This window comes from uncultured Planktomarina sp., from assembly GCA_943788425.1.
GTDB lineage: Bacteria > Pseudomonadota > Alphaproteobacteria > Rhodobacterales > Rhodobacteraceae > Planktomarina.
The window spans coordinates 286,930-310,514 of the sequence record CALSQF010000006.1 but is presented as its reverse complement, the minus strand read 5'-3'; the positions used below and the strand labels follow the sequence as shown (position 1 = coordinate 310,514).

Here is a 23,585-nt window from a genome sequence, read left to right as displayed (position 1 = left end):
TATATCAACTGGATGTGCTAGCGGCGTCGATGCGCAAACCCGAGCTTTGGTCAAACAGGTGCAGAATATCGCTTTGCGCCGTAAACCACATGGTTTCACCTTTTACGGCTGCCGGCGGATGCTCCATTTTCACTATGAAGGCCTCTCCAGAGGCACCCACCAAGTGAACCAAAGCATATTCGCCCAATTGCTCCACGAGATCCAATGTCCCCCCAACAATCGCCTTAGCCTCAGTACAGGCCGTCAGATGCTCTGGACGAATGCCAATATGCGCGCCACTGGCCGCTGCTGGCAAAGACTTTTTACCGTTTTTGGCCAAATCTGCTTCCGTGAAAAAATTCATCTTCGGACTGCCGATAAACTGCGCCACAAAAGCATTCGCAGGGTTGCGATAAAGATCAATGGGAGAGCCAATTTGCTCAACCCGCCCGGCCCGCATGACGACAATTTTGTCGGCGAGCGTCATAGCCTCGACCTGGTCATGGGTGACATAGATCATGGTAGACTTTAAACGCTCGTGCAAACGGGCAATTTCCAAGCGCGTTTGCACGCGCAAAGCGGCATCGAGATTGGACAAGGGCTCGTCAAACAAAAACACCTCGGGATCCCGAACAATGGCCCGGCCAATCGCCACACGCTGACGCTGCCCACCCGATAGGTTGCGTGGGTTGCGGTCCAGATAATCCGTGATCTGGAGCACTTCCGCAGCTTCACGCACCCGGCGATCAATCTCCTTCGGCGGCGTTTTCGCCTGCTTCAGACCAAAAGCCATATTGTTAAAAACAGTCATATGCGGATAGAGCGCATAGGATTGGAACACCATTGCCACGCCGCGCTTGGCCGGCGCCACGTCATTTACAACGTTGTCACCAATGGAAATTTCACCGGCGGTGGCTTCTTCCAAACCTGCGATCATCCGCAGCAACGTCGACTTGCCACAGCCTGACGGTCCAACGAAAACAACAAATTCGCCTTCTTCAACATCCAAGTCCACCCCATGCATGACCTGAAGATCACCATAAGATTTTTTGACGTCACGAATTTTTAAACTGGCCATTTTTTTTCCATTTCTGTGATTGAAGCAATCAAAGCTGTTATAAATTCTGGGTGGTCCTGCGGCAGGGTGCCCCAAAGCGAAGCGGATTGGGCAAAACGATCGACTTGACCGTCCTGCAACAGCTCGCGCAGGTTGTACCAATATGGCTCCCCATATGCGATCGGCAGAGTGCCAGCCTCGATATGCTTACAAAAGACATACCAGCTCGCAATTGCGCGCAGACCAGCCTGCGGCATAATTCCCTGTTTCAGGCATCCCGCAAGGGTTGGATGAATGAAGATTGGAAACTTCAGATATCCATCCGCACAAATCCGCTCAACCGTATCCCCAATGGATTCATTTTTGAACCGCGTGATGATTTGATCTAGATAGAGGTTTTTGTCGAACGGCAGCTCGTCAACCAAAGCAGGCAAGACTTCACTGCGTTCAAATTCTTCAAAATGAGCAAAGAGCTGGGGATCGGCCATGGCCTGATCAAAAGTGTGATGCCCGGCCAAAGCCCCCAAATACGCCAAACAGGTATGACCCCCATTGAGAATGCGAATTTTTGCTTCCTCGTAGGGGTCAACATTCTTTGTGAAAGTCACACCCACCTTCGTGAGATCAGGTCGCGCAGCGGCGAAATGATCGTCTACCACCCATTGCGTGAAATCTTCCGCCATCACCGGAGAGAAGGGACCAGGACCAAAAAGGGCGTCCACTTCGCTTTGCAAAGCCTTCGTACTGCGCGGTGTGATCCGGTCCACCATGGAACAAGGAAACGTAACGCAGTTGCGCACCCATTCACCAAGATCCCCGGCACCAATCAAATCGAGATAGGCAAAAAGATTGCTCTGCAGCATTTTGCCATTTCGCCGAATGTTATCGCAGCACAAAATCGAAATTCCGCCCAAGCCCGCCGCTTTTCTCCGAGCCAAAGCGCGTGTCAAATAGGCATAAACAGTGCGCGGTGCACCGCCGTCAAGCTCTGCAACTATGCTGGGATCTTCAGGGTTTAGCGTCCCGGTTTCGCCCATATAATAACCGCTTTCGGTCACGGTTATCGTCACCATATGCACCGAAGGACTCGCCACGAGCGCTTCGGCTTGCTCAGCGTCATCCGCCCAGTCAGAGAATTTCACATGCGACCGCACGCGGCGGAAATTTACATCCCCGCAGCTGGACATGGATTTCAGCACATAGCCATGACTTGCCTCGTTAAATTGGGCAAAATTATGTGATTCCGCAGCCCGTAGATTGACCGCTGCAATACCCCAGCGCAGATCGTCTGTTTGATCCATGTAATCATCGACATAAAGCGCCTGATGCGCTCTATGGAAGGCACCAAAGCCCAAATGCACGATGCCGATGTCGCAAGCGGAACGATCATAGCGAGTCTCAAATAAGGCAGGAGAAGACATTCGGTTCATGAGACAACTCCTAAATTGGGGGCCAGATCAGCTTGAGCAGTTTGCCGATATTCCGTGGGGGTCATTTGCTTCATCTTTAAGAAATGGCGATTGAAATTAGCCAGGTTTTGAAATCCAACATCGAAGCAAATCGACGAGACCTGCGCATCGGTGGCGTAGAGCATACCGCAGGCTTGTCCAATTCTGATGCGGGTCACAAATTCAACAAATTTGTGACCTGTGGTCGCTTGAAAGTTGCGCGAAAACGCTGCGGGAGACATGCGTGCAATTGCAGCCGCGCGCTCAACAGATATATCTTCAGCGAAGTTATTCACCACAAAATCAATAGCTTCTCCGATACGCGCCTGCTTACCATTGCCATCCGTTTGAACCATCTTGCTGACAGAAAGCACCTTCTTTTCAGCATGTTCATTCACCCGCACCATGAGGCGCAAAAACGCCACAATCCGATCTGGCCCACGGGCATCACGAATTGCTTCCATATGGCCACGTGCAAACGTTGGGTTAAACCCAACAAACTCAATGCCAGATTGCGATAGGGTCAACATGCGCTGCATATCGGCAAATTCAGGAAAAGCCGTTTTCAACGCATCAAAGCTGGATTGATTAAACTGAACCAACATATCGCGGATCTTAACTTCACGCGTCCAGACATCATCCGTCACCCAATTATGTGGCAAATTCGGGCCGGTAAGATAGAACGCGCCCGGTCCGAAATCGCCAATATAATCACCGACAAAGGCCTTGCCTCGAGTTTCTGCGATGAAATGCAGCTCATATTCTTCGTGACTGTGCCAGCGGCACAAATCTGTCGGCAAACCGTGCTCCAGATAGCGGATGCTCCTCGTGGATCTGTCAACGAACTCAATTTCCGGCTGGATAATCGACATGGCTTACCCCAGCCCACCGTTACGGTCTGTAGCCAGCGCCGATATGATGGCCAAATCACAAAGCATTATTTAACCGCCCCAAAGGTAAGACCTTGGACCAATTGTTTTTGGCAAAACCACCCTAAAACAACGATTGGACCAACAGCGGCCGTCGATACCGCCGAAAGGCGACCAAAGAACAAGCCCTCAGGCGCACGGTTGCCCTCAATGAGTTTTGACAAAGTCGCCGCGTCAATAGTGGTAAGTCGTACGGTCCAATAGGCCTCATTCCAGCAAAAAATAAACGTCAACAGAGCGGTTGAGGCAATGCCGCCCCAAGCCAGAGGAATCAAAATGTCCTTGATCTCGCCCCAGGTGCTCACCCCATCCATTTTGCCTGCTTCGATGATATCTTTTGGAATTTCCTTAAAATAGGTGAACAGCATCCAGATTACGATTGGCAGGTTAATCAAGCAAAGCACCACAATAACCAGAAAATGTGTGTCAAACAGACCAAGTATATTTTTGGTCAAAAACGTCATTGGATACAGAACCGCAGCCGCGGGGAGCATTTTGGTCGACAGCATCCAGACCAAAATATCCTTAGTGTGGCGGCTTGGATCGAACGCCATCGCATAGGCCGCCGGCACGCCAACAGCCAGCGCAAAAGCAGTCGCAAATGTGGCCGTGATGACCGAATTGATCGCAAAGCGCCAATAGTCATAGTTTTCGGTCATATTGGCGTAGTTTTCCAAGGTTGGCGTGAAGAAAAATAGATGTTCTGGCTTTACCGCATCGGCATCGGTCTTAAAGCTGGTGAAAACCAACCAGAAAATCGGAAAGAAAAAGATCAGGGCAATAGTCCAAGCCAAGGCCGGCCAAAGAATTCTGCTCAAGGGAGTGGTTTGTGCAACTGCAGCCATGGTCTATATCCTAATCCATCAAGCTTTTGCCAACCATGCGCAACAAGAATATTGCGATGATATTGGCAAGAATTACGGCGAAAATGCCCGTGGCACTCGCAGCACCAATATTGTTCGATGTGAATTCACCGATCAAATATGGCAAGTTTTTGTTCCCGTTCCCGCGGCTAACAATCTCAATCTCCGCATAGAGCGACAGATGAAAAATTGATTGTATCATCACCACAATGGCAATTGGACGGGCCAAATGCGGAACGGTGAGATTGATGAACTGTGACCAGGCGCTGGCACCATCGAGCATGGCCGCCTCTTTTTGCGATTCATCTTCAGACTGCAAGGAGGTCATGAAAATAAGAACCGCAAAGGGCGTCCACTGCCATGTGACCATCATTATCACAGCATAAGCAGAGGTCTGGCTGGCGCGGAAAGAGATTGGCTTTAGCTCTGGCCACATCGAGAAAAATTGCCCAATGACCGGAAACTCTCGCAGACCAGCAACCAAATCGTTGATTCCGGCAACCGCGAGGCCATTGAGACCCAAGACTGGATCCAAGATCATATTGATCCAGAGCACCGCGTTCACAGCGGGCATGACGAAAAACGGCGAGATCAACAAGACCCGCACAATGCCCCGACCAGGGAAGCTGCGGTTTACCAATACGGCGATCAACAACCCGAAGATAACGGTGAAGATCAAAATACTGACAACGATGAAAACACTATTTTGTATTGCGAACCAAAAATCTTTGGCATCAAGCACATACTTATAGTTTCCCAAGCCACGCCAATTCTCGATGGAAGGGGTGGTCCATTCTGGCCGACGCAGGCTATTCAGAACGTAACGAATGAACGAAAAAAACAGTGTCATTCCCAATGGTACCAGCATCCACAACAGCAGCATTATAACTGCGGGGGCTTGCAACAATCTTGGAAGCGTGCGGTTAGCCATGGGAGGGTTATCCTTGGATATGGGGATTGGTTTTAATACTTTGGTAGAGTGGAAATGTCAGGGGAGGCGGCATGCTGGGCACACCGCCTCCCCTTTCATCGGAAGGAACCGATTAGTAGCCCGCTTCATCCATGATGGATACAGCAGCCGCTTGAGCCGCAGCCAAAGCGTCTTCTACTGATTTAGCACCAGACAATGCAGCAGCCATTTCTTGACCGAATGCAGAACCGATTTCTGGGAACTCAGGGATCGCAACAAACTGAACACCTACATATGGCTTCAGGTCAGTCGCTTCTGGAGCTGCAGAGTCGATAGCGGCCATTTCAGCGGCAGCAAAGCCTGCAACAGCTTTGAACTCAGGTATGTCATATGTAGATGCACGCTGACCTGTTGGAACAGAACCCCAACCAAAGTCTGGGTGGTTGCCAACTGCCTGAACATAGTCTTTGGAAGTTGCCCACTCGATGAAGTCACGCGCTGCGTCTGCATTTGGAGAACCTGCAGGAATTGCCATTGCCCAAGCCCAAAGCCAGTTCGCTCCCACTGGGTTACCAGCGTTTGGTGACTGTGCATAAGCGACATTCGGGTTCTCTAGGAAAGAGGCCGCGATAGTCGCGTCGATCCACAGACCGCATTTATCTTGGTTGTACAGCGCCAAGATTTCATTGAAGGAATTACCTTCGGAGCCTGGAGGGCCGTAGTTCGCCAACAGATCAACGTAGAAGCTTACAGCTTCATTCCAAGCCGCTGAATCCAGCTGTGGCTTCATGTTTTCATCGAACCAACGCGCACCAAATGAGTTGGCAACAGTCGTGATGAAAGCCCCGTTATCGCCCCAGCCTGGCTTGCCACGTAAACATGCGCCGTAAACGCCATTGTCTGGATCGTGCATCGCCATTGCGGCGCCTTTTACATTGGCCCAGCTATCATTGTCGCGGATTTTCACACCAGCGGCATCAGCCAAATCTTTACGGTACATAACCATGGAAGATTCGCCATAGAACGGCGCTGCGTAGAGCGTGCCGTTGTGGGACAGACCAGCACGCATGGCAGGCAAGATATCGTCTACGTCATACTCGGCGCTAAAGTTCAGCGGCTCGATCCAACCAGCAGCCCCCCAGATTGGAGCTTCTTGCATGCCGATGTTGATGATGTCGTACTGACCGCCACCAGTGGCTGTGTCAGAAGTAACCTGCTCGCGCAGAACGCCCTCTTCCAGAGCAACCCAGTTCAGGTTTACGCCGGTTTCGGCAGTATATGCTTCAGCAACTTTTTGCATGTTGATCATGTGACCGTTGTTGACGATCGCAATTGTAAGATCTTGGGCAGAGACCGCGGTGGCCCCTGTTGTCGCAACTGCAACAGCAGCAACTGTGTTAAATAGAGATTTCATGTTTTCCTCCCTGAAATCGCGGTTGGTCGTTCAACCAGTCTTCAATGCTTGAGCTATTAATAATCCAGCCACAAATATTATTGCCACAAAGAGTGATACTTTTTTAACGCTTTAAAAAAATATCTCGGTAATTTTCGTTGATTTTGTATATGAAAGGGGCCGTCTGCGTCAATCATATCCTGTCAGGCACATTGATCGACGAAGGGTAGCCCCCACGGCGCTATTTTAAATACAAGGCCTCTTATTAAGAAAGAGATCGCAACATAGCACGACATCGGTGCGAGCTGTAACATCAAAATCAAATGCAATGTTAAGCGTCTTAGCCCTCAGCAGGGCTGTCTTCTGCAAGCGACGCTTTTGCCGGCGCAGTTCTTAAGATCGCATAGCCAAACAGGCCCGAAACCACAGAGCCAAGCAATACCCCCAAGCGAACAGCATTCATCTTGTCATCCGCACCGAAGGCCAGAGATCCAATGAAAAGGCTCATCGTAAAACCCACTCCCGTCAGCGCGGCAATGCCATAGATGTGCCTCCAGGTGACACCCTGTGGCAAGCGCGCAAAGCCAGTTTTGACTGCAAGAACTGTCGCGCCCATGACTCCAATCTGTTTTCCAATGAACAGTCCAGCGGCAATACCCAAGGTCAAAGGTTGTGCAAAATCGGCCCAGGTCAGACCCGTGAGTGTGACGCCCGCATTGGCAAATGCAAAAATCGGCAAAATCATATAGGCAACCCAAGGGTGCAGGGCATGCTCAAGATGGTGCAGCAGAGAGTGATCGCCGTCCTCGCGCTTCATCGGTACGGTGAGGGCGATCATCACTCCGGCCAGGGTCGCATGCACGCCGGACTTCAAAACAAAAACCCACATCAAGACGCCAATCAAAACATAGGGCGCCGCGCGCTTCACCCCCGCTCGGTTCAAACCGACGGCAATAGCCAACCCAATCAGCGCAAGCGTCAGCGCATTGGTGGACAGTTCTGAGGTATAGAATACAGCAATAATGACAATTGCGCCAAGGTCATCAATGATGGCTACGGCCAAGAGAAAAACCTTCAACGCCAAAGGCGCACGGCTGCCGACCAAAGCCAAAATTCCAAGTGCAAAAGCAATATCTGTTGCCGTTGGAATAGCCCAGCCAACAAGGGTTTCCGGGGATCCAGAGTTGATAAAATAATAAACCAAACCAGGCACGGCCATTCCGCCGAGTGCAGCTATAACGGGCAGGGCAGCCTTATCAAAGCTCGACAGCTCACCGGCGAGGACTTCACGCTTGATCTCTAGCCCGACCAAGAAGAAGAAAATCGCCATCAACCCGTCATTGATCCATAATAGTGCCGGTTTTGATATCTCAAAACTGGCGATCCCAATCCGAACATTGGTGTCCAATATTCCAGAATAGATCGAAGCAAGGTTGGTATTGGCAAAGAGCATGGCCAAAATCGCCATAGCCATCAGCACCAATCCGGCGCTGGCTTCCAGCTTAAGGAATTCCTGAATACGGGATAGGGCTCTGGTCATTTCTGGCGCTCCTTTTAGCTTGATCTTTGCATATGAGATATGGCCCCCAAAGATCAAGGGCTAGGCGTAGATTATTCCCACGCTTTCGCCAAACCATGCTCGGGATCAAAACAGCATTAAGACAGCGCCCATGAGTGTACATCCGATCACAGCATAGCCGCCATTAATAACCGTCAGTTGAAAAGGCTTGCCTGCAATTTCATTGTTCATCATCATCCATGGCACAATCAAAAACGCCCCAATGCCAAACCCTGCAATCGCACCTGAAGGAATTGAGGTCAGGCCACTGGCCGCGAGCACATGGCGCATCATCCCTGCGACCACAATCGCCAAGATGGCACTCAGAATATAGGGGCGTGGGTTTGAAGAATTCAACGGTTTGCCATCTGCATCTCGCGCCACACCAGGGGCGGTCATCCATGGGTCAGACAAAACCATGTACCAAACGGCACCAAAAATAAATTACGCGGACGCAGCCGCCAATACACTGAAAATTTCTTTAATATATCTTCGTATTACAATAATCCTATGTTAAAAACATTAAATTATAAGTAAAGGGTCGCGACATCCCGCGTCTCACTGCTGCGACAGCTCCAAAATAATCCCCCACTCTTCAGCACGAACCGGTTGCACCGAAAGCCGTGTGTATTTCACCAAGGCCATATCCGCCAATCGAGGATCTGCTTTACAAATGTTCAGGGTGACAGGTTTGGTCAATGATCTGATAGCGCGGATATCGACACACTCCCACCGCGGATCTTCGGTTGTGCTGTCTTGATGCGACAACGCGCAGACCTCCACAATGCCCATAATCGCCTTCTCACTTTGCGAATGGTAGAAGAACGCCTGATCGCCCAGTTGCATCGCGCGCATATTATTGCGTGCCTGATAATTACGCACGCCGTCCCATTCTTCTCCGGCAGCCCCTTTCCCCTGTTGATCTGCCCAAGACCAGGTGGCTGGTTCTGATTTGAACAACCAATAGGCCATTAGCCGATGACTTTCTTCCACTGGCTCAAGGTCACGCTTTCGAACAATCCAGCTTTATTATAGGGATCGTTCTCAGCCCAAGCCTGTGCTGCGGCCATAGTTTCAACTTCCAAAACAATCAGAGAGCCGCACATTTGCTCTGCGTCGTCCAAAAACGGTCCCGCCATTTCAACAATGCCAGTCTCCTTGATATAGGCCAAATGCGCGTCACGCGTTTCCACACGCAGGTGTAAATGTCCTGGTTTATCGCGGGTGATAACAGCAATACGCATCATATTTCCTTTCTGAGGGGCCGCGCCATGAGCGCTGCCAAAGCTTGCGAAACAGTTATCGTACCCGAACACAGGCCCGCAACCGCTTTTGTGATCGGCATGTCGATATCAAGCCGCTCCATGATCGGCAAAAGGGCCAAGGCCGTGGCCCTGCCTTCTACCGTGACGGTGTTATCAAAAGCCTGGCCCTGACCAAGAGCCAGGCCAAATTGATAGTTTCGTGATTTTTCTGATGTGCAGGTGAGGCAAAGGTCGCCAAAGCCAGACAAACCCGCCAAAGTTTCTGGCTGCGCGCCAAGTTTGACCGCATAGCGCATAATTTCGGCCTGCCCCCGGGTGATTAGCGCCGCTCGTGCGCTCTGCCCAAGCCCTGCTCCAATAGTGGCACCACAGGCGATGGCAATGACATTTTTCAACGCCCCACCAAGCTCAGCCCCAAGAGGATCCCCCGAGGTATAAAGCCGTAAGGTTTCAGTGGATAAAGCAGCTTGCCACGCACTGACATCCTCTTGCGCCTCAGCGGCAAGGGTCAAAGCTGTTGGCAAACCCCCGGCAATATCTACGGCAAAGCTTGGACCCGTGAGCACGCCCGAAGGGCCCGCCTTATAAACCGATCGCAGCACCGAGTAGCCCCCGAGACCGGTTGTCAAATCCACCCCCTTGCTGCACCCGATTAAAGGTTGCCCGGCAAACAGCGGCGTGAGCGCGCTCAAGGCCGCATGGGTCGCTTGCAATGGAATAGCACTCAATATGAAATCCGCGCCCTGCAAAGCTGTTTTGGCTTCGGCGGTCACCGTGATATTTTCTACTAAGGTCACATTTGGCAACCGAGACGATTTTCGGCTCTGCGCCATCTCACGAAGTGCGACCCCATCCCGGCCCCAGAGGTGAACGTCATGGCGATCCGACAGGGCAACCGCCAGTGCCGTGCCAAAGGCACCAGCCCCCAGAATGCACACAGTCATGACACAACCTTTGATTTGATCATTCTTCGGCCCCTGTTGCGCAAATTTGCCCCAAGGCCTAACATCCTTGCAGTTCCTGCTCAATCCTACGGTGGATGATTGCCCAATATATTGCTCACACGGCCCCAAGCCCAGGCACGTCATCTTGCGGATGAGCTGATCGCGCAGGGTGTGCAGCCAGATCAAATCATCATTGACCCAATCTTGAAAATTGCACCGATCGAAGCACACTGCGACATCACAGCCAGCACGGGGTTGATCATCACCTCCGCCAACGCCCTGTCATATTTGCCCGCCGCACTGCGCGGGTCGCAATTGCCTTGCTATTGCGTTGGACACGCCACCAGCCAAGCTGCGCGCGCTCTTGGGTTGAAGGCACACCATTTGGCCGATACCGCCAAAGCCCTATGCGACGCCCTGCCAACAAGGAGCCACAAGGGACCGCTGCTACATCTGCGCGGCACCCATACCACCCTCGACATGGCGAAGCATTTTCGCAGCACGTCCTTGCGGGTTGAAAACCTCGTGGTCTATGAGCAAATCGCGCTTCCATTACAGACAGAAACCCATGAAAAATTGAGTCAATCCTCACCCGTTATTCTGCCAATTTTCTCAGCCCGCAGCGCCAGACTTCTGGGGAAACTTGCATTGGATTGGCACCGACACAGGGCTGTGGCGTTGAGCCCCGCCATCGCGGCGCTGTGCCGTGAGGCCGGCTTTGGTCAGATCACCACAGCCGCCCATCCAAACCGCCAAGCCATGATGGCAGTAATAACACCGCTCATGGGTGTGAAGAGTGGTTGAGAGATTTTGCCCGGGCGGATAGGTTTGAAAACAGGGCGAGAGACAAAAGGTACAAATCGTGTCAGATAAAGATCCCACAGACGCAACCAAGCAGCCCATTGAGGATGCTGAGCTGGTGGAGCATTCAGAACCTGCATCCGTTCCGCCAGAGCCTTCGGCCGCACCTAACACCTCCAGTAACCTGAATTTTGAGGGCATATTGCCCTTTTTGGTCGGTGGGGTCTTAGCCGGCGGAATAGGCTTTAGCGCCGCTGTCCTGCCCGCTTATCTCAACCCATCAGATCCTCTGGCGCCCATCCTGTCTGCGCAAGACACTCTGTCGGAGCAACTGGCGCAGCAGGGGGCACGGATTACACAAATCGAAGCCAAGCCCGTGCCGAAAGATCACACAGACACAATTTTTGCGATGACAGAGGCCATTGAAGCGCTGCGCAGTGACATCGACCAAAGGCAAGCTTCGATTGAAGCACAGCTGCAAGCGCTGGCAGGTCGACTGGTGGAGGTGGAAAAGCAGCCGTTAACGCAAAACGTCTCTCCCCAAGCAATCGAAGCCTATGAAAGCGAACTGGCGCAATTGCGCAGCGATCTGGCAGAGGTGGCTCAATCAGCAAGCGCACAGATAGAGCAAACGAAAACCAAAGCAGAAGAGCTGCAAAAAACTACCAACACCCAGGCGCGGGTCGGCACCATTACCGCAGCGCTCAATGCCATCAGAGCCGCGGCCGAAAATGGCGCCGGCTATCAAGCTGCCCTCTCTGATTTGATCGCCACGACAGATCTTGATCTGCCCAAAGCCCTACAGGCCCATGCCAAAAATGGCGTGAATCAATTGGGAGACTTGCAAGATGAATTTACCCAAGCCGCGCGGGCCGCTTTGAAGGCGATACGCCTGGCCGAAGGGCCTCAGACAGGGGAGAACCGCCTGCTCGCCTTTCTGAAAGCCCAATTTGGGGTCCGGTCTTTGGAGCCGCAAGCGGGCACATCAGCAGAGGCTGTGCTGTCGCGCGCGCAAGCGGCAGTCACCGAAGGGGATCTGAAGGCGGCTCTTTCAGAGCTGTCGACCCTGCCGCCACTTGGCCAAGATCACCTCCAAGATTGGATCGTCGCGGCGCAGAACCGCCTGGCCGTGCAAGATGCGCTTGCAGAATTGTCAGCCGCCCTAAGCGGCAATTGAGGAAAATAAAATGCTTTGGTCCCTCATAAAAATCTTAAGTTTTGTGGCCATGGTGATGCTGATCAGCTTTGGCGCGGGCCGGTTGATGGAAGCGAAAGGCGGCGTCACAATTCAATATTCTGGCTTTGAATTGTCTTTCGGTGCGCTGCAAGCTGCCCTACTAGTTCTGGGTTTGCTGATAAGCCTTTGGCTTTTTCTCAAACTCTTGGGTTTATTGATTGCGCTTCTGCGGTTCATCAATGGCGATGAAACCGCGCTGTCGCGCTATTTCGATCGCAATCGTGAGCGCCGCGGATTTGAGGCGCTTTCCGATGGGTTAATGGCTCTGGCCAGTGGTGAAGGCCGCGACGCAATGGCGAAGGCAAAAAAAGCCGATCGCCTACTGAACCGCCCAGACCTGACCAATTTGATCGTGGCACAGGCCGCCGTAGCCAATGGGGATCGACAGACCGCTAAGGCAACCTACAAAAAATTGCTAAAAGACCATAAAACCCGTTTTGTTGGCACCTATGGTTTGCTGCAACAACATTTGCAGGATGGCGACACAGAATTGGCGCTGAAATTGGCGGAACATGCCTTTGCGCTCAAGCCGAAGCATGGCGAAACGCAGGATGTCTTACTCAAGCTGCAAGCGAGCCAAAAAGATTGGCATGGGGTACGGGCAACCCTGACGGCCAAGTTGAAACATGGGACTTTGCCAAAAGATGTGCACAAACGCCGCGATGCGGTTTTTGCCCTCTCCCAAGCCCGTGATTTGCGTGCTGAAGGCAAGTTGCAAAAGGCACAAAGCTACGCGGTTGAAGCCAACAAGCTTGCGCCCAGCTTGGTGCCCGCAGCCCTAATGGCCGCCGAAGGGCATCGGGAACAAAACAATGGGAAGCAAGCGAGCCGCATTCTGCGCGCAGCCTGGCAATTGGCGCCGCATCCAGAACTCGCTTCCGGTTTTGCCGCCCTTGCCCCAGATGAGGAGCCCACGGCCCGCCTCAAGCGATTTGAACAATTCACCAAGGGCACAGACTCGCACCCGGAAACAAAAATGCTAATGGCTGAACTTTATGTGGCCCTGGCTGATTTTGAGGCGGCCCGGCGGGCGCTTGGAGAACTTGCAAAGACGGATCCAACCATGCGCGCGCTGACCATTCTCGCCGCCATCGAGCGCGGCGACGGCGCCGATGACCAATCTGTACGCCAGCTCTTGACCCAAGCCATTTCCGCCCAGCGCGACCCACAATGGATTTGTGAAAATTGTGGACATGTAGATCATGATTGGGAGCCTGTCTGTCTCAATTGTGAAGCCATCGACAGCATTGCTTGGAAACGCCCACCAATGTCGGAGGCAGTAAGCCCCGATATGCTACCTTTGATCGTCGGTCATATGGCTCAGGGCGCTACCAATCTCCCGCCGCTCTTGAAGCCGGAGGATCTAGGCCAACCAGATCAGAAAGCCGCAAAAGAATTTACCGATCGTGCGCCGCTTAAAGAATAAGCTCGTTGCAGTATAAGCGATGCAAGACTTCCAACACCGCAGCCACCTGCTCGCCTTTCAGTGAATAGTATATGGTTTGTTTGTCGCGCCGGGTATTCACCAACTCCGAATCGCGCAGCTTGCGCAAATGGTGCGACATGGCCGGCTGTGACAGGCTGGCATTGATCGCCAATTCCTGAACACTTTTCTCCCCGCCCAGCATGGTGCAAAGGATCCGAAGCCTTGCAGGATGCGACAGCATCTCCATTAACCGCGCAGCCTCAAAGATTTGAGGCTCCAACTGTTCAAAATCTAGATCTGTCACATCAATGTTTCGCATGGGCGGAAATCCTATGCAAAAATCTCCCTTCATACAAGGTTTTTTGGGGTTTGGATGACATTAGCAACTTCAGGTTGATACCGGTGGCCAGCTGTGGGCTTGCCCGTCTCAGCCAGCTTTATTTACTGAGGCGCTGCCGAAATCCAACAAGGGAACTATGCAAGCGGCAATGGTGGCAGCGTCCTCTTCATGCGCCAGATGCCCAAGATCGGACAGAACGCGGTAATCTGCATTCGGCAGCAAGGCTGCAGCCCTTTGAGATGTTGCGCAGGGCACAGCAAGATCATTGGAAGAGGCGATCAAATGTGTCTCAGTTTGCAGGTTCGGCAGCCGCGCCAAGAGCGGTTCAAGATCCCATTGGGCCATCATTTGCATGGTGGCGCCAATATGAGAGCGGCTACGCATCAACTCTTTGTAGAATTTTAAATCCGCCTCAACGAGATCTGAACCCGTGCCTTTGAGAATACGATCGACTGTGTCTTCATGACCGGCAATTTTACTCAGGACACTGCTTGAGAACGGCAAGTTCGCGATGGCCTTTGCTAAGAGTGGAAACAAAACTCCTGCCACACCGCGGAAGTGATCAAGCGCAGCATTGATCCCGATAACTTTGCAGCCAAACGTCGCAAGCTCCGCAAGGCGCAGGGCAATTGCTGCGCCGGCAGAGTGGCCAATAATGACCTTGGGCTCGATATTAAGCGCGGTCAAACAGCTCGTTAAGTCTTCGGCCATATGATCCAACCCGCAACGTTGCTGCGCGCCCAGCCGTGTAAAACCCTGCCCGGGCAAATCCACCATAATTACCCGGTATTTGTCTGTTAAAAACGGCACAAGACGTTGCCAACTGTGGGTTGTGCTGCCAGCTCCATGAATAAGCAATATCACCGGGCCAGTTCCGATATCTTGAATATGCCACAGATGCGGTTTTTGCAGCGTAAACTGAGAATATTGCGCAAAGGGCCAATAATGCTTTGATTGCTGCCAGTTCATCACGATTGCGCCAAAGCTGAAGCGACGGCACCGGACACCGATTTTGCATCTGAGCGGGGCAAAGCAATGTAGTTGGCCCGCATTTTGCCAGCCAGGGCTTGCAGCGTTTTTTCTGGCCGGATTGTAGTGTCGATCACCAAGGCCGGGATCTGCGCCTCAGCAATTTTTCCAGCCAACATCAATGCGTCCATCGCTGCTTGGACCCGGTCATTGGATCCATCAAGGGCAACATTGGCACGCCCATCGGTGAGCAAAACCAAAGTTGGAGTCAGACCATTGCGCCGTTCTTGCAACGCAAGGTTAAACGCCGCCGCCAATCCAGCAGCCAAAGGTGTGGCCCCTCCACCGGGGAGCGCGGCCAGCCGCTTTTTGGTTTGCACCAGTGATCTTGTGGGCGGCAATAATGCCTCGGATTCTGCTCCGCGGAATGCGTAAAGTGCAACATGATCCCTTCGGGCATAGGCCTCGCCAAGCAGCAGTTCGACCGCGCCTTTAGCCTCAGCCAAACGCGCAACAGCCGCGGAGCCTGACGCATCTACTGTGAAAATAAGCAGGCGATCTGATTGAATTTCATAGCGTTTATGACGCAAATCAGATGCCTTAAAAATCGGCCCTATGGCCTTAGGGTTTGAGCTCTTGCGCAGAGTTTGCCAAGGAATTGCGGCCCTTAAGGTGGCCACGAGGTCAACCCGGGCTCCACTGTTTTTTGGGCCGAGCCTCGCCGGAAGGGGGCGCCCGCGATGATTTCCTTTGCGGCGTGTGCCAGATCCTGAGCCAGACGCGGGTTGCTTTACCGTGCTTTGCAACTGAGCCAACACACCATCCGGCAGGACAGCCTTCACAGCTTCGATCATTAGATCATTGGGCGGTATAGCTTGCGTTGGATCTTGGGGCGCCTCAGGTGGGTTTGCCTCATCAGGTTGCACTTGGGGTTCCGGATCCTGCGGCAAGCGCGTGGCTCGATGTGGGTAGACCAGCATCACAGCCACTTTTAAATCTTCTTCCGTCACCGCATCGCGGGCGTGAAGGGAAGCATGAGCCTGCGCTGCATATACCAGAAGCAGCGGCGCACGCAGGCTTGAAATGCCAAGTGATGCGGCCAAGATAACGGCCGCCTCCCTCAATTCAGCGGGCAATGTCACGCCAAGGACCTCAGCGCGGATTTTTTCCAATGAGCTGGGCAATGTGATGGATGATAAATCCTGCAAGGCCACGTCCTCAAGAATGACATGAAAGGCCAGGCGATCTGTCAGCGCAGCTGGAAGGCAATCCCCCTCCTCCGCACCTTCATCTAAGGCGATCAAACCATGCCCAAGACCCGCCTCCAAAGCTTGACAAATCCGCGCGGAAAATTGGGGTGGGCAGCGCTCAGCCATAGGAAGAACGAACAAGGACGACGGACAGTCAAAGATACTTTTGCGTGTCACCAATCGGCGTGACGCCAAGGAGGCGGTCAAATCAATATCGCCGTTGAGAACCTCAAGCGTCATGTGGTGCTGCAACTTAACCGTGGGGATATCGAGCGATTGAACAGCGGCAAGCATTACGGCCTGAGCTGGGCCGGCGCGGGCGCGAATGACCAAACCCCCAAGCCTTTGGGGATCTATGGCCAGGAGCGTAATCGCCAGCTGCGCCCTCTCCCAACGGGTCATATCATTCGCCTAGAATTTCTGAGATTTTCCGCGCAACGCGACTGCTTGATCCAGAGTCGTCCAAAGGATCCCGGCGCAATCTATGACGCAGGGCCAGCACAGCGGTCTTACGGATATGATCGTCAGTCACGGCCGCATCACCAGCAAATGCTGCAAAGGCCCGGGCAGCTTTCAAGAGTGTTAACTCCCCACGCAACCCATCCGAACCCAGAGCGATGCAAAGCTCAGCGACGCGGCGCAGGGCGCTATCGGGAGTTTGCAAATCTGCCAAAGCTGCGCGCGCGGCAACAATGCGCGCCCGCAAGGTGGCATCTTCTGACTGCCAATGCGCGATAAAGGCCTCATGATCGTTCTCATAGGCGTCGCGCCGCTTTATGACTTCAATTCTTTCATCAATATCTGTGGAGGATAGCACATCGACCGACAGTCCAAAGCGATCCATCAATTGTGGTCGCAATTCACCTTCTTCCGGGTTGCCAGATCCAACCAGTACAAAACGCGCAGCGTGGCGGATGGAAAGTCCTTCGCGTTCCACGACATTTTCACCCGATTGCGCCACGTCCAGCAAAAGATCCACAATGTGATCTTCAAGAAGATTCACCTCATCTATATAAAGATATCCCCGGTTCGCCTGCGCAAATAGGCCAGGCTGAAAGGCTTTCTCACCCTTGGTTAAGGCTTTTTCGATATCGAGCGCCCCGGTGACACGATCCTCTGACGCGCCCAAAGGAAGATCCACAACGGGCGTGGCAATGCTTTGGACACTGGCATCGGACACATCGCACCATGCAGGGCAGTCTTTAACGTCAGCACTGTTCACCGGACAGGCTTTCACAGCGATGATCGGCGGCAACAACCCAGCCAAAGCCCGCACCGCAGTGGATTTGCCGGTGCCACGTTCCCCAAAGACGAGCACCCCCGCAATCGACGGATCAATGGCGGTTAGCACCATGGCCAGTTTCATATCATCCTGTCCGACAATGGCTGAGAAAGGAAAAGGCTGCTTCATGAGATATCCAGTTGTTTTAGAGGGGAGTCGCCCTCCCAAGTGCCGGTGTCCGCGATAAGGGTAAATCGGGCATAGAGTTCTTCTTTGAACCATCCCTCCATACGCACCGCTTGAATGGCCCGTGCATGATGCCCCTTGCGCGCAAAATTGTTCATATGTTCGATACTGGGCCATATGGAGAAGGTCACCTGTTGGAGCCAAGGCACTTCACCAATACCGATCTTGAAAACAACATTCGGATCTTGGCCGATCACCTGCGAAATATTGGGAACACGCCGCCAAAATCGGACGAGGTTTCGCGGTCGCAACGTGGCGCGGGTCATCACCGCAAGCGGGCCATTCTGACTTTGATTCGTCGTTGAAAATGGCGTTGCGCCCGACCATTTGCCCCGTACTGTCTCCGCTTCCATAAACACGGTCCAATGTTCGATGGCCTGCTGACGGTAGCGCGCGAAGATAGTACTTTCTTGCAAGCTGTGCTCCGCGGTTTGCCGATCCGGCCAAGTTGCCAGCACGGCGTAGACAGACACATTGGGTTTGGGGGTAAAGCCCTCATCGGAGCCTGATCCAAATAATTTCCAAAATCCAATACCCGGAATGCGCGACATTTGCCCTCTGGCCAAACCCATCATGGCGAAGGCCCAAAGTCGGGAGCGAACGGACCCAAAACGAAAGAAACTGATTGTGACGATTTGCGTCATGCCCTGTGCACCTGGTAAATGTGTCAGATTATGTTGACACATTATCCTTGCATTGGGAAGCTCATAAGACCTATGGTTGTAAATAATTATAGACAGATGGCGGGCGAAAAATTTATGACCAACCCTGATCACAGCACCCAAGACAACCGCGCGGTTGTGATTGGCGCCGGCCTGGGTGGGTTGGCGGCAGCGATGCGGCTAGGCGCAAAGGGCTATGCGGTCACTGTATTGGATAAGCTCGATCGGGTGGGCGGCCGTGGCTCCTCAATCACACAAGACGGTCACCGATTTGATTTAGGGCCAACAATTGTGACCATGCCGAAGGTGTTTGAGTCCCTATGGGCCGCCTGTGGTCGAGATTTTCACGCAGATGTGGATCTACGGCCCCTCGAACCATTTTATGAGATTCGCTGGCCAGATGGCTCATATTTTCGTGCCAGCGGCGATGACGAGGCGATGCAATCGGAAGTCCAGAGGCTGAATCCTGCGGATCTGTCCGGTTACAAACGCTTTTTGAAAGACTCGCAAAAACGCTATGTGGTTGGCTATGAAGGCATGGTGGCAGAACCCATGCACCGGCTTTGGGAAACCCTAAAAGTCTTGCCGACATTTGCCATGTTGCGGGCAGATCGTTCAATTTATGCCCTGGCTGCCTGGCGGGTCAAAGACGAGCGGCTCAGAATGGCCCTCTCCTTTCATCCCTTGTTCATTGGAGGCGATCCGATGCATGTCACATCCATCTATGCCTTGGTGGCGCATTTGGAAAAAACTTACGGCGTGCATTACGCGATGGGCGGGGTGCAACAGATTGCTAATGCCATGGCCACAGTTGTACGTGCCCAGGGTGGGCAGATCCACCAAGAGGCCGTAGCAGATGAAATTCTTGTTGAAAACGGGGCGGCGAAAGCGGTTACTCTCACCGACGGCCAAAGATTCGATGCACCATTGATTGTCAGCAATGCCGATGCCGGTCACACTTATGATCACCTCTTGCGCAACCACAGGCGTCGACGTTGGACGACACCGAAACTTGCACGCAAGCGCTGGTCGATGGGCTTGTTCGTTTGGTACTTTGGAACTCGGGGAACCGCCGGGAAATGGACCGATGTCGGGCACCATACAATTGCCAACGGACCTCGCTACAAGGGCCTGTTACACGACATCTTTATCAAAGGTCGCTTGTCCGACGATATGAGCCTTTATATCCATCGGCCATCTGTAACCGACCCAAGCGTTGCGCCCGCTGGCGATGATACATTCTATGTATTGTCACCCGTTCCACATTTGGGCTGGAAGAAAAAAGTCGATTGGCAAAAGGAAATGCCAACATATCGCGCCAAAGTTGCAGCTGAGGTGGAGAAATTGATGCCAGGGTTCGAGACCTGCATCTCAACTGAAACAATTTTCACCCCCGAAACCTTTAAGGATCGCTACCTCAGCCCCCATGGCGCGGGGTTTTCGATTGAGCCGCGCATCCTACAAAGCGCTTGGTTCCGACCCCATAATGTGAGCGAAGAGGCTCGCGGCCTCTATCTTGTCGGCGCAGGAACCCATCCCGGCGCCGGGTTGCCCGGCGTCATCTCCAGCGCTGAAGTCTTGTCGAAACTTGTGGCCGATGCTCCGGTTGCACAGGGCAAAGCACGGATGGCAGCTGAATGATTCGCCCTGATGATCTGCACCATTGCCGCAATGTGATCCGTACCGGGTCACTCTCTTTTCATGCCGCATCGAAATTGTTGCCCGCCTCTGTTCGAGATCCTGCCTTGGCGCTCTATGCCTTTTGCCGATTGGCCGATGACGAGGTGGATGAAGGGCAGAACAAGACCCACGCCGTGATTGAATTGCAGGAGCGGTTGGCACTGGTCTATGCGGGACGGCCACGCAATGCCCCAGAGGACCGAGCCTTCGCTTCAGTGGTTGAGGATTTCGAAATGCCGGCTGCTCTGCCCGAAGCTTTGTTAGAGGGTCTGGCATGGGACGCAATGGAGCGCCGCTATGCCAGCCCGTCTGACCTACGCGGCTATTGCGCCCGCGTGGCCTCTGCTGTGGGTGCGATGATGTGTGTCTTGATGCGGGTGCGCGATGCGGACGCTTTGGCACGGGCCTGCGATTTGGGTGTAGCGATGCAGCTGACAAATATCGCACGGGATGTGGGCGAGGATGCCCGCGCGGGACGTATTTACCTGCCATTTGAGTGGATCCATGCTGAAGGACTTGATCCACAGCAAGTTTTAAGCGCGACTCAGGCAACGCCAGAGCTGCGCCGAATGGTGAAGAAGCTTCTATCCGAGGCCCATGCGCTCTATGTGAGATCTGAAGCCGGCGTTGCTGCCTTACCGCTGAATGCCCGCACTGGCATCTATGCCGCGCGTTATATTTATGCCGCCATTGGCCAGGCTGTGACCCGCAATAATTATGATTCCATCACCCACCGCGGTCGGACAAGCAAAGCGCAAAAATTAGCGCTTCTGGCAAAATCATCGCTCCGAACAACCGCAGGTTTGGTCATGCCAACCTCCCCCGTGCTCTACGCGCGGCCACTGCCAGAGGTTCAGTTTTTGGTTGATGCCGTGGCCATCAATGAACGCCATGCGATGTCATGGGGCCAAGGGCATACTGGGGCATTTATGGCCGCCATGGCCGAACTCAAGCGCAAAGAACGTAGCCAGACCAACGGCGCTATGCTTGCAAAATAATTAGAATTTCCAACGCGCCCGACGCGGCACACGGCACGCCAGCATAGATTTGACGACCGGAGATGCAAAGCGGTTGAGATCAAGCGATTCATGCACCCCCTGCACTCGCTCACCGTGCAACATGGTTTCGACGACAGACCGTGAATAAAACGGCGCATCAAGCATGGATTTGATCTGTTTTGGTCGATAACCCGGATCTGCACGGGTGGTGCGAGGCAGTGCCCAGAGCGTTCGGTTGAAGCACGCAGATCCGGGGGCTGGAACCTGTGCGGCCTGTCCTTCAGGGGTAAAGCCGATGGCTGCATTTAAGCGCGTGCCATCGCGACGCTCGGCATCATAAAAGCAAGTTGCCCCGGATCGGGTCGGATAGCGGGCCCAAGTCCAAGAGCTGAAATCTTCCTCGAGAGCTCGTGTGCCAAAATTACTGTCAAAATAACCATGCCCATCAAACTGCCAGCCCTTCGCCTCTAGATCCACGGAAATACGGGCAATTGGAGCGAAGGGACGCCAAACATGGGCACCATCAGCTGTAAGCGGCAATTCAATGTCTGTAAGGGCCGGCGGGGTTAAGGTGATCCGTCCCCGCATTCTGGAAATGATAGGCAATGAAGATATCTCATCCACATCAATCAACAATTGCGTTCCGGTCCAATGCAGAGACGACGGACCTACGGTGAGCGTATCTGAAGTTTGCCGCAACGCTGTGCGTCCGCGGTCCGTCATGGCGAAGCGGCCACCTCGACCATAGGTGGCAACATTGATGCAGCAATGATTGCCGGGATCCCCACGGCCCGACCAAGCATACCACGGCGAGAAGACCGAACCAATAAAGCCGATTACAGAAACCGCACGCTGACCATCATCACTGACCCCATCAATATACCACCAAGCATACCCACCGGGAGGCACCTCTATGTCAAAGTGAGGTCGTTCAAGATCGCCGCGGCCGCATGCTTGGCGGAGAGTGTCGCCATCGGCACCCCCGCCCCCGGATGCGCTCCTCCGCCCACCAGATAGAGCCCCTTGGTTTTGGTTCTGGCGGTTGGGCGCGCGAAGGCCGCCATCATGCCATGCGGGGATCGCCCGTAAAGGGATCCGTCCGAGCCCGGAAACATCTGCGCGAAATCCTCGGCCATCGTCAGCGTGTCGGCCGGTGGGCGCGGTGTGAATCTCAGCCCGTGACGCGTGAGGTGATCTAGAAATATTGTCTGACATTGTTCGCGAACCTTCTGTGAGGGGACCACCGGTTGAGCGCTGGGCGGATGGTTTAGGATAATTTCAAATCGCTCTTGCCCGATGGGCGTTTGGGATCCAAACCTATCCTGGGCACAGATGTAGAGCGTAGGATCATGTTGGGGGGTGCCCTGCGCCAATGGCCCATACTCCTGATCTGGATCTGCTGCGAAAAGCACGTTATGCGCGGCAAGCGGCAGGCCTTCGACTTGTGCCGCAAAGCTCATGACATGGGCCGAAAGACTACGCGGCATCGTAGCCTGGGTGGTGGTGGCGGTGCTGGCCTCTGGCCCCAAATAACCGCGGGTCAGGGCATTTGGATCTCCGTTGAACAAAACCGCATCACAGGAAATGAAACGGCCATTGCATTCAAGTTGATATCTACCGCTTTCTGTGCGCTCAAATTTTGTGACAAAACTTTCATAATGAAATTCAGCGCCCAAATTCTGAGCGCAGGCCTCCATGCCAAAGGCCAATTGTCTCATACCTCCTTTCACATGCCAAACGCCCAGGCTTTCAACATGCCAGATCAAAGCAAGTAGCGCAGGCGAGGCCTGCGGCAGGCCACCGATATAAGTAGCATAACGAGCAAAGAGTTGTGCCAGTCGCGGATCGGAAAACCGATGCGCAAGGGACTGGGCCAGAGACCGCAGAGGATCCATCCTCATAAAGGTTCCAGGAGATTTCAAAATCACCGGGATCATCCTCCACAAAGCCGGCGTTGCGGCTTGCATCATCGGATCATTGAGCTGCTCAAACAGGTGCTGGGCGTCGCGCGAAAATCTGTGAAACTCAGCCGCCGCCGCCGCCCCAAAACTGTGCCGCACATTTTCCAAACTGGCTTGCGGATCGCGCATGAGATCCAAGCGTGTGCCATCACGCCAAAAATGTCGGGCCAAGATGTCTTCTTGTGTCAATGTGGCGTAATCTGCCAATTGGCAGCCAACGTCACGAAATAGCACCTCAAAAACCGGTTTCATCGTTAAAACAGTTGGGCCAGCATCGATCATACCTGGGGCGGAGGGCAAGCTGCGCATTTTGCCGCCAGGAGTCGCCTGACCTTCCAGAACTGTCACCTTTACCCCGCCATGGGCCAGTCGCATTGCGGCCGCGAGGCCACCGATGCCAGCTCCGATAATGGCGACATGCTTCATCTCACAGGCCTCCTTCACAGC

Annotated in this window: 23 protein-coding genes; 5 read left to right on the top strand and 18 right to left on the bottom strand. The window is 53.5% G+C overall.

Going from position 1 to position 23,585, the window contains the following annotated elements; translation table 11 throughout:
* Window positions 1–4: 4 nt before the first annotated feature.
* The 11 genes from ugpC to ABLW18_RS07170 form a co-directional block, all read right to left on the bottom strand.
* On the bottom strand, window positions 5–1,057 hold the full coding sequence (gene ugpC / locus ABLW18_RS07220) for a sn-glycerol-3-phosphate ABC transporter ATP-binding protein UgpC (protein WP_347824154.1): 1,053 nt from the start codon (window positions 1,055–1,057) through the stop codon (window positions 5–7).
* Window positions 1,045–2,466, bottom strand: a complete 1,422-nt coding sequence (locus tag ABLW18_RS07215; RefSeq protein WP_347824153.1) for a mannitol dehydrogenase family protein — start codon at window positions 2,464–2,466, stop codon at window positions 1,045–1,047. The genes ugpC and ABLW18_RS07215 overlap by 13 nt, the downstream gene beginning before the upstream one ends.
* Window positions 2,463–3,356 carry a helix-turn-helix domain-containing protein gene (locus tag ABLW18_RS07210; RefSeq protein WP_347824152.1) on the bottom strand — a complete coding sequence of 298 codons (894 nt, stop codon included), beginning with the start codon at window positions 3,354–3,356 and terminating at the stop codon, window positions 2,463–2,465. Before ABLW18_RS07210 ends, ABLW18_RS07215 begins: the two co-directional genes overlap by 4 nt.
* Window positions 3,357–3,421: 65 nt before the next feature.
* On the bottom strand, window positions 3,422–4,258 hold the full coding sequence (locus ABLW18_RS07205) for a carbohydrate ABC transporter permease (RefSeq protein ID WP_347824151.1): 837 nt from the start codon (window positions 4,256–4,258) through the stop codon (window positions 3,422–3,424).
* 10 nt (window positions 4,259–4,268) lie between these two features.
* Window positions 4,269–5,207 carry a sugar ABC transporter permease gene (locus ABLW18_RS07200; protein ID WP_347824150.1) on the bottom strand — a complete coding sequence of 313 codons (939 nt, stop codon included), beginning with the start codon at window positions 5,205–5,207 and terminating at the stop codon, window positions 4,269–4,271.
* Window positions 5,208–5,319: 112 nt separating this feature from the next.
* Window positions 5,320–6,600, bottom strand: coding sequence for a sugar ABC transporter substrate-binding protein (locus ABLW18_RS07195; RefSeq protein WP_347824149.1), 1,281 nt, complete (start codon window positions 6,598–6,600; stop codon window positions 5,320–5,322).
* A gap of 319 nt (window positions 6,601–6,919) precedes the next feature.
* A complete protein-coding gene (gene nhaA / locus ABLW18_RS07190) occupies window positions 6,920–8,119 on the bottom strand; it encodes a Na+/H+ antiporter NhaA (protein ID WP_347824148.1) in 1,200 nt (399 codons plus the stop codon).
* A gap of 105 nt (window positions 8,120–8,224) precedes the next feature.
* Window positions 8,225–8,578 (bottom strand): DUF1761 domain-containing protein, encoded by a 354-nt coding sequence (locus ABLW18_RS07185; protein WP_347824362.1) that lies wholly within the window; start codon window positions 8,576–8,578, stop codon window positions 8,225–8,227.
* Between the two features lie 117 nt (window positions 8,579–8,695).
* Window positions 8,696–9,109 carry an EVE domain-containing protein gene (locus tag ABLW18_RS07180; RefSeq protein ID WP_347824147.1) on the bottom strand — a complete coding sequence of 138 codons (414 nt, stop codon included), beginning with the start codon at window positions 9,107–9,109 and terminating at the stop codon, window positions 8,696–8,698.
* Window positions 9,109–9,381 (bottom strand): YciI family protein, encoded by a 273-nt coding sequence (locus tag ABLW18_RS07175; protein WP_347824146.1) that lies wholly within the window; start codon window positions 9,379–9,381, stop codon window positions 9,109–9,111. Before ABLW18_RS07175 ends, ABLW18_RS07180 begins: the two co-directional genes overlap by 1 nt.
* A complete protein-coding gene (locus ABLW18_RS07170; protein ID WP_347824145.1) occupies window positions 9,381–10,346 on the bottom strand; it encodes an NAD(P)H-dependent glycerol-3-phosphate dehydrogenase in 966 nt (321 codons plus the stop codon). The genes ABLW18_RS07175 and ABLW18_RS07170 overlap by 1 nt, the downstream gene beginning before the upstream one ends.
* A gap of 99 nt (window positions 10,347–10,445) precedes the next feature.
* On the opposite strand from ABLW18_RS07170, the gene ABLW18_RS07165 reads away from it, so the two are divergent.
* Genes ABLW18_RS07165 through ABLW18_RS07155 form a run of 3 tightly spaced genes read left to right on the top strand, consistent with a single transcriptional unit; the run spans window position 10,446 to window position 13,810 of the window.
* Window positions 10,446–11,150: a uroporphyrinogen-III synthase gene (locus tag ABLW18_RS07165; RefSeq protein ID WP_347824144.1), complete on the top strand. Its 705-nt coding sequence runs from the start codon at window positions 10,446–10,448 to the stop codon at window positions 11,148–11,150.
* Window positions 11,151–11,208: 58 nt separating this feature from the next.
* Window positions 11,209–12,324, top strand: coding sequence for a hypothetical protein (locus ABLW18_RS07160; protein ID WP_347824143.1), 1,116 nt, complete (start codon window positions 11,209–11,211; stop codon window positions 12,322–12,324).
* Between the two features lie 10 nt (window positions 12,325–12,334).
* Window positions 12,335–13,810 carry a heme biosynthesis HemY N-terminal domain-containing protein gene (locus tag ABLW18_RS07155; protein WP_347824142.1) on the top strand — a complete coding sequence of 492 codons (1,476 nt, stop codon included), beginning with the start codon at window positions 12,335–12,337 and terminating at the stop codon, window positions 13,808–13,810.
* On the opposite strand, the gene ABLW18_RS07150 is transcribed toward ABLW18_RS07155, so the two are convergent.
* From ABLW18_RS07150 to crtA, 5 genes are all read right to left on the bottom strand, one after another.
* A complete protein-coding gene (locus tag ABLW18_RS07150) occupies window positions 13,800–14,129 on the bottom strand; it encodes a metalloregulator ArsR/SmtB family transcription factor (RefSeq protein WP_347824141.1) in 330 nt (109 codons plus the stop codon). The genes ABLW18_RS07155 and ABLW18_RS07150 overlap by 11 nt on opposite strands.
* Before the next feature lie 108 nt (window positions 14,130–14,237).
* Window positions 14,238–15,119 (bottom strand): alpha/beta fold hydrolase BchO, encoded by an 882-nt coding sequence (gene bchO / locus ABLW18_RS07145; protein WP_347824140.1) that lies wholly within the window; start codon window positions 15,117–15,119, stop codon window positions 14,238–14,240.
* Complete coding sequence (gene bchD / locus ABLW18_RS07140; RefSeq protein ID WP_347824139.1) at window positions 15,119–16,771, bottom strand: magnesium chelatase ATPase subunit D; 1,653 nt, start codon at window positions 16,769–16,771, stop codon at window positions 15,119–15,121. Before bchD ends, bchO begins: the two co-directional genes overlap by 1 nt.
* A 1-nt stretch (window position 16,772) precedes the next feature.
* Window positions 16,773–17,780, bottom strand: coding sequence for a magnesium chelatase ATPase subunit I (gene bchI, locus ABLW18_RS07135; RefSeq protein WP_347824138.1), 1,008 nt, complete (start codon window positions 17,778–17,780; stop codon window positions 16,773–16,775).
* Entirely contained in the window at window positions 17,777–18,481 is a 705-nt protein-coding gene (gene crtA, locus ABLW18_RS07130; RefSeq protein WP_347824137.1) for a spheroidene monooxygenase, read from the bottom strand. The genes bchI and crtA overlap by 4 nt, the downstream gene beginning before the upstream one ends.
* A gap of 114 nt (window positions 18,482–18,595) precedes the next feature.
* Between crtA and ABLW18_RS07125 the strand changes: the two genes are divergently transcribed.
* Window positions 18,596–20,140, top strand: coding sequence for a phytoene desaturase (locus ABLW18_RS07125; protein WP_347824136.1), 1,545 nt, complete (start codon window positions 18,596–18,598; stop codon window positions 20,138–20,140).
* Window positions 20,137–21,177, top strand: a complete 1,041-nt coding sequence (gene crtB / locus ABLW18_RS07120; RefSeq protein ID WP_347824135.1) for a 15-cis-phytoene synthase — start codon at window positions 20,137–20,139, stop codon at window positions 21,175–21,177. The genes ABLW18_RS07125 and crtB overlap by 4 nt, the downstream gene beginning before the upstream one ends.
* On the opposite strand, the gene crtC is transcribed toward crtB, so the two are convergent.
* Together crtC and crtD are read right to left on the bottom strand one after the other, a co-directional pair.
* A complete protein-coding gene (gene crtC, locus ABLW18_RS07115) occupies window positions 21,178–22,086 on the bottom strand; it encodes a carotenoid 1,2-hydratase (RefSeq protein ID WP_347824134.1) in 909 nt (302 codons plus the stop codon).
* A 2-nt stretch (window positions 22,087–22,088) separates the two neighbouring features.
* A complete protein-coding gene (crtD, locus tag ABLW18_RS07110) occupies window positions 22,089–23,564 on the bottom strand; it encodes a 1-hydroxycarotenoid 3,4-desaturase CrtD (protein WP_347824133.1) in 1,476 nt (491 codons plus the stop codon).
* Between the last annotated feature and the right edge of the window lie 21 nt (window positions 23,565–23,585).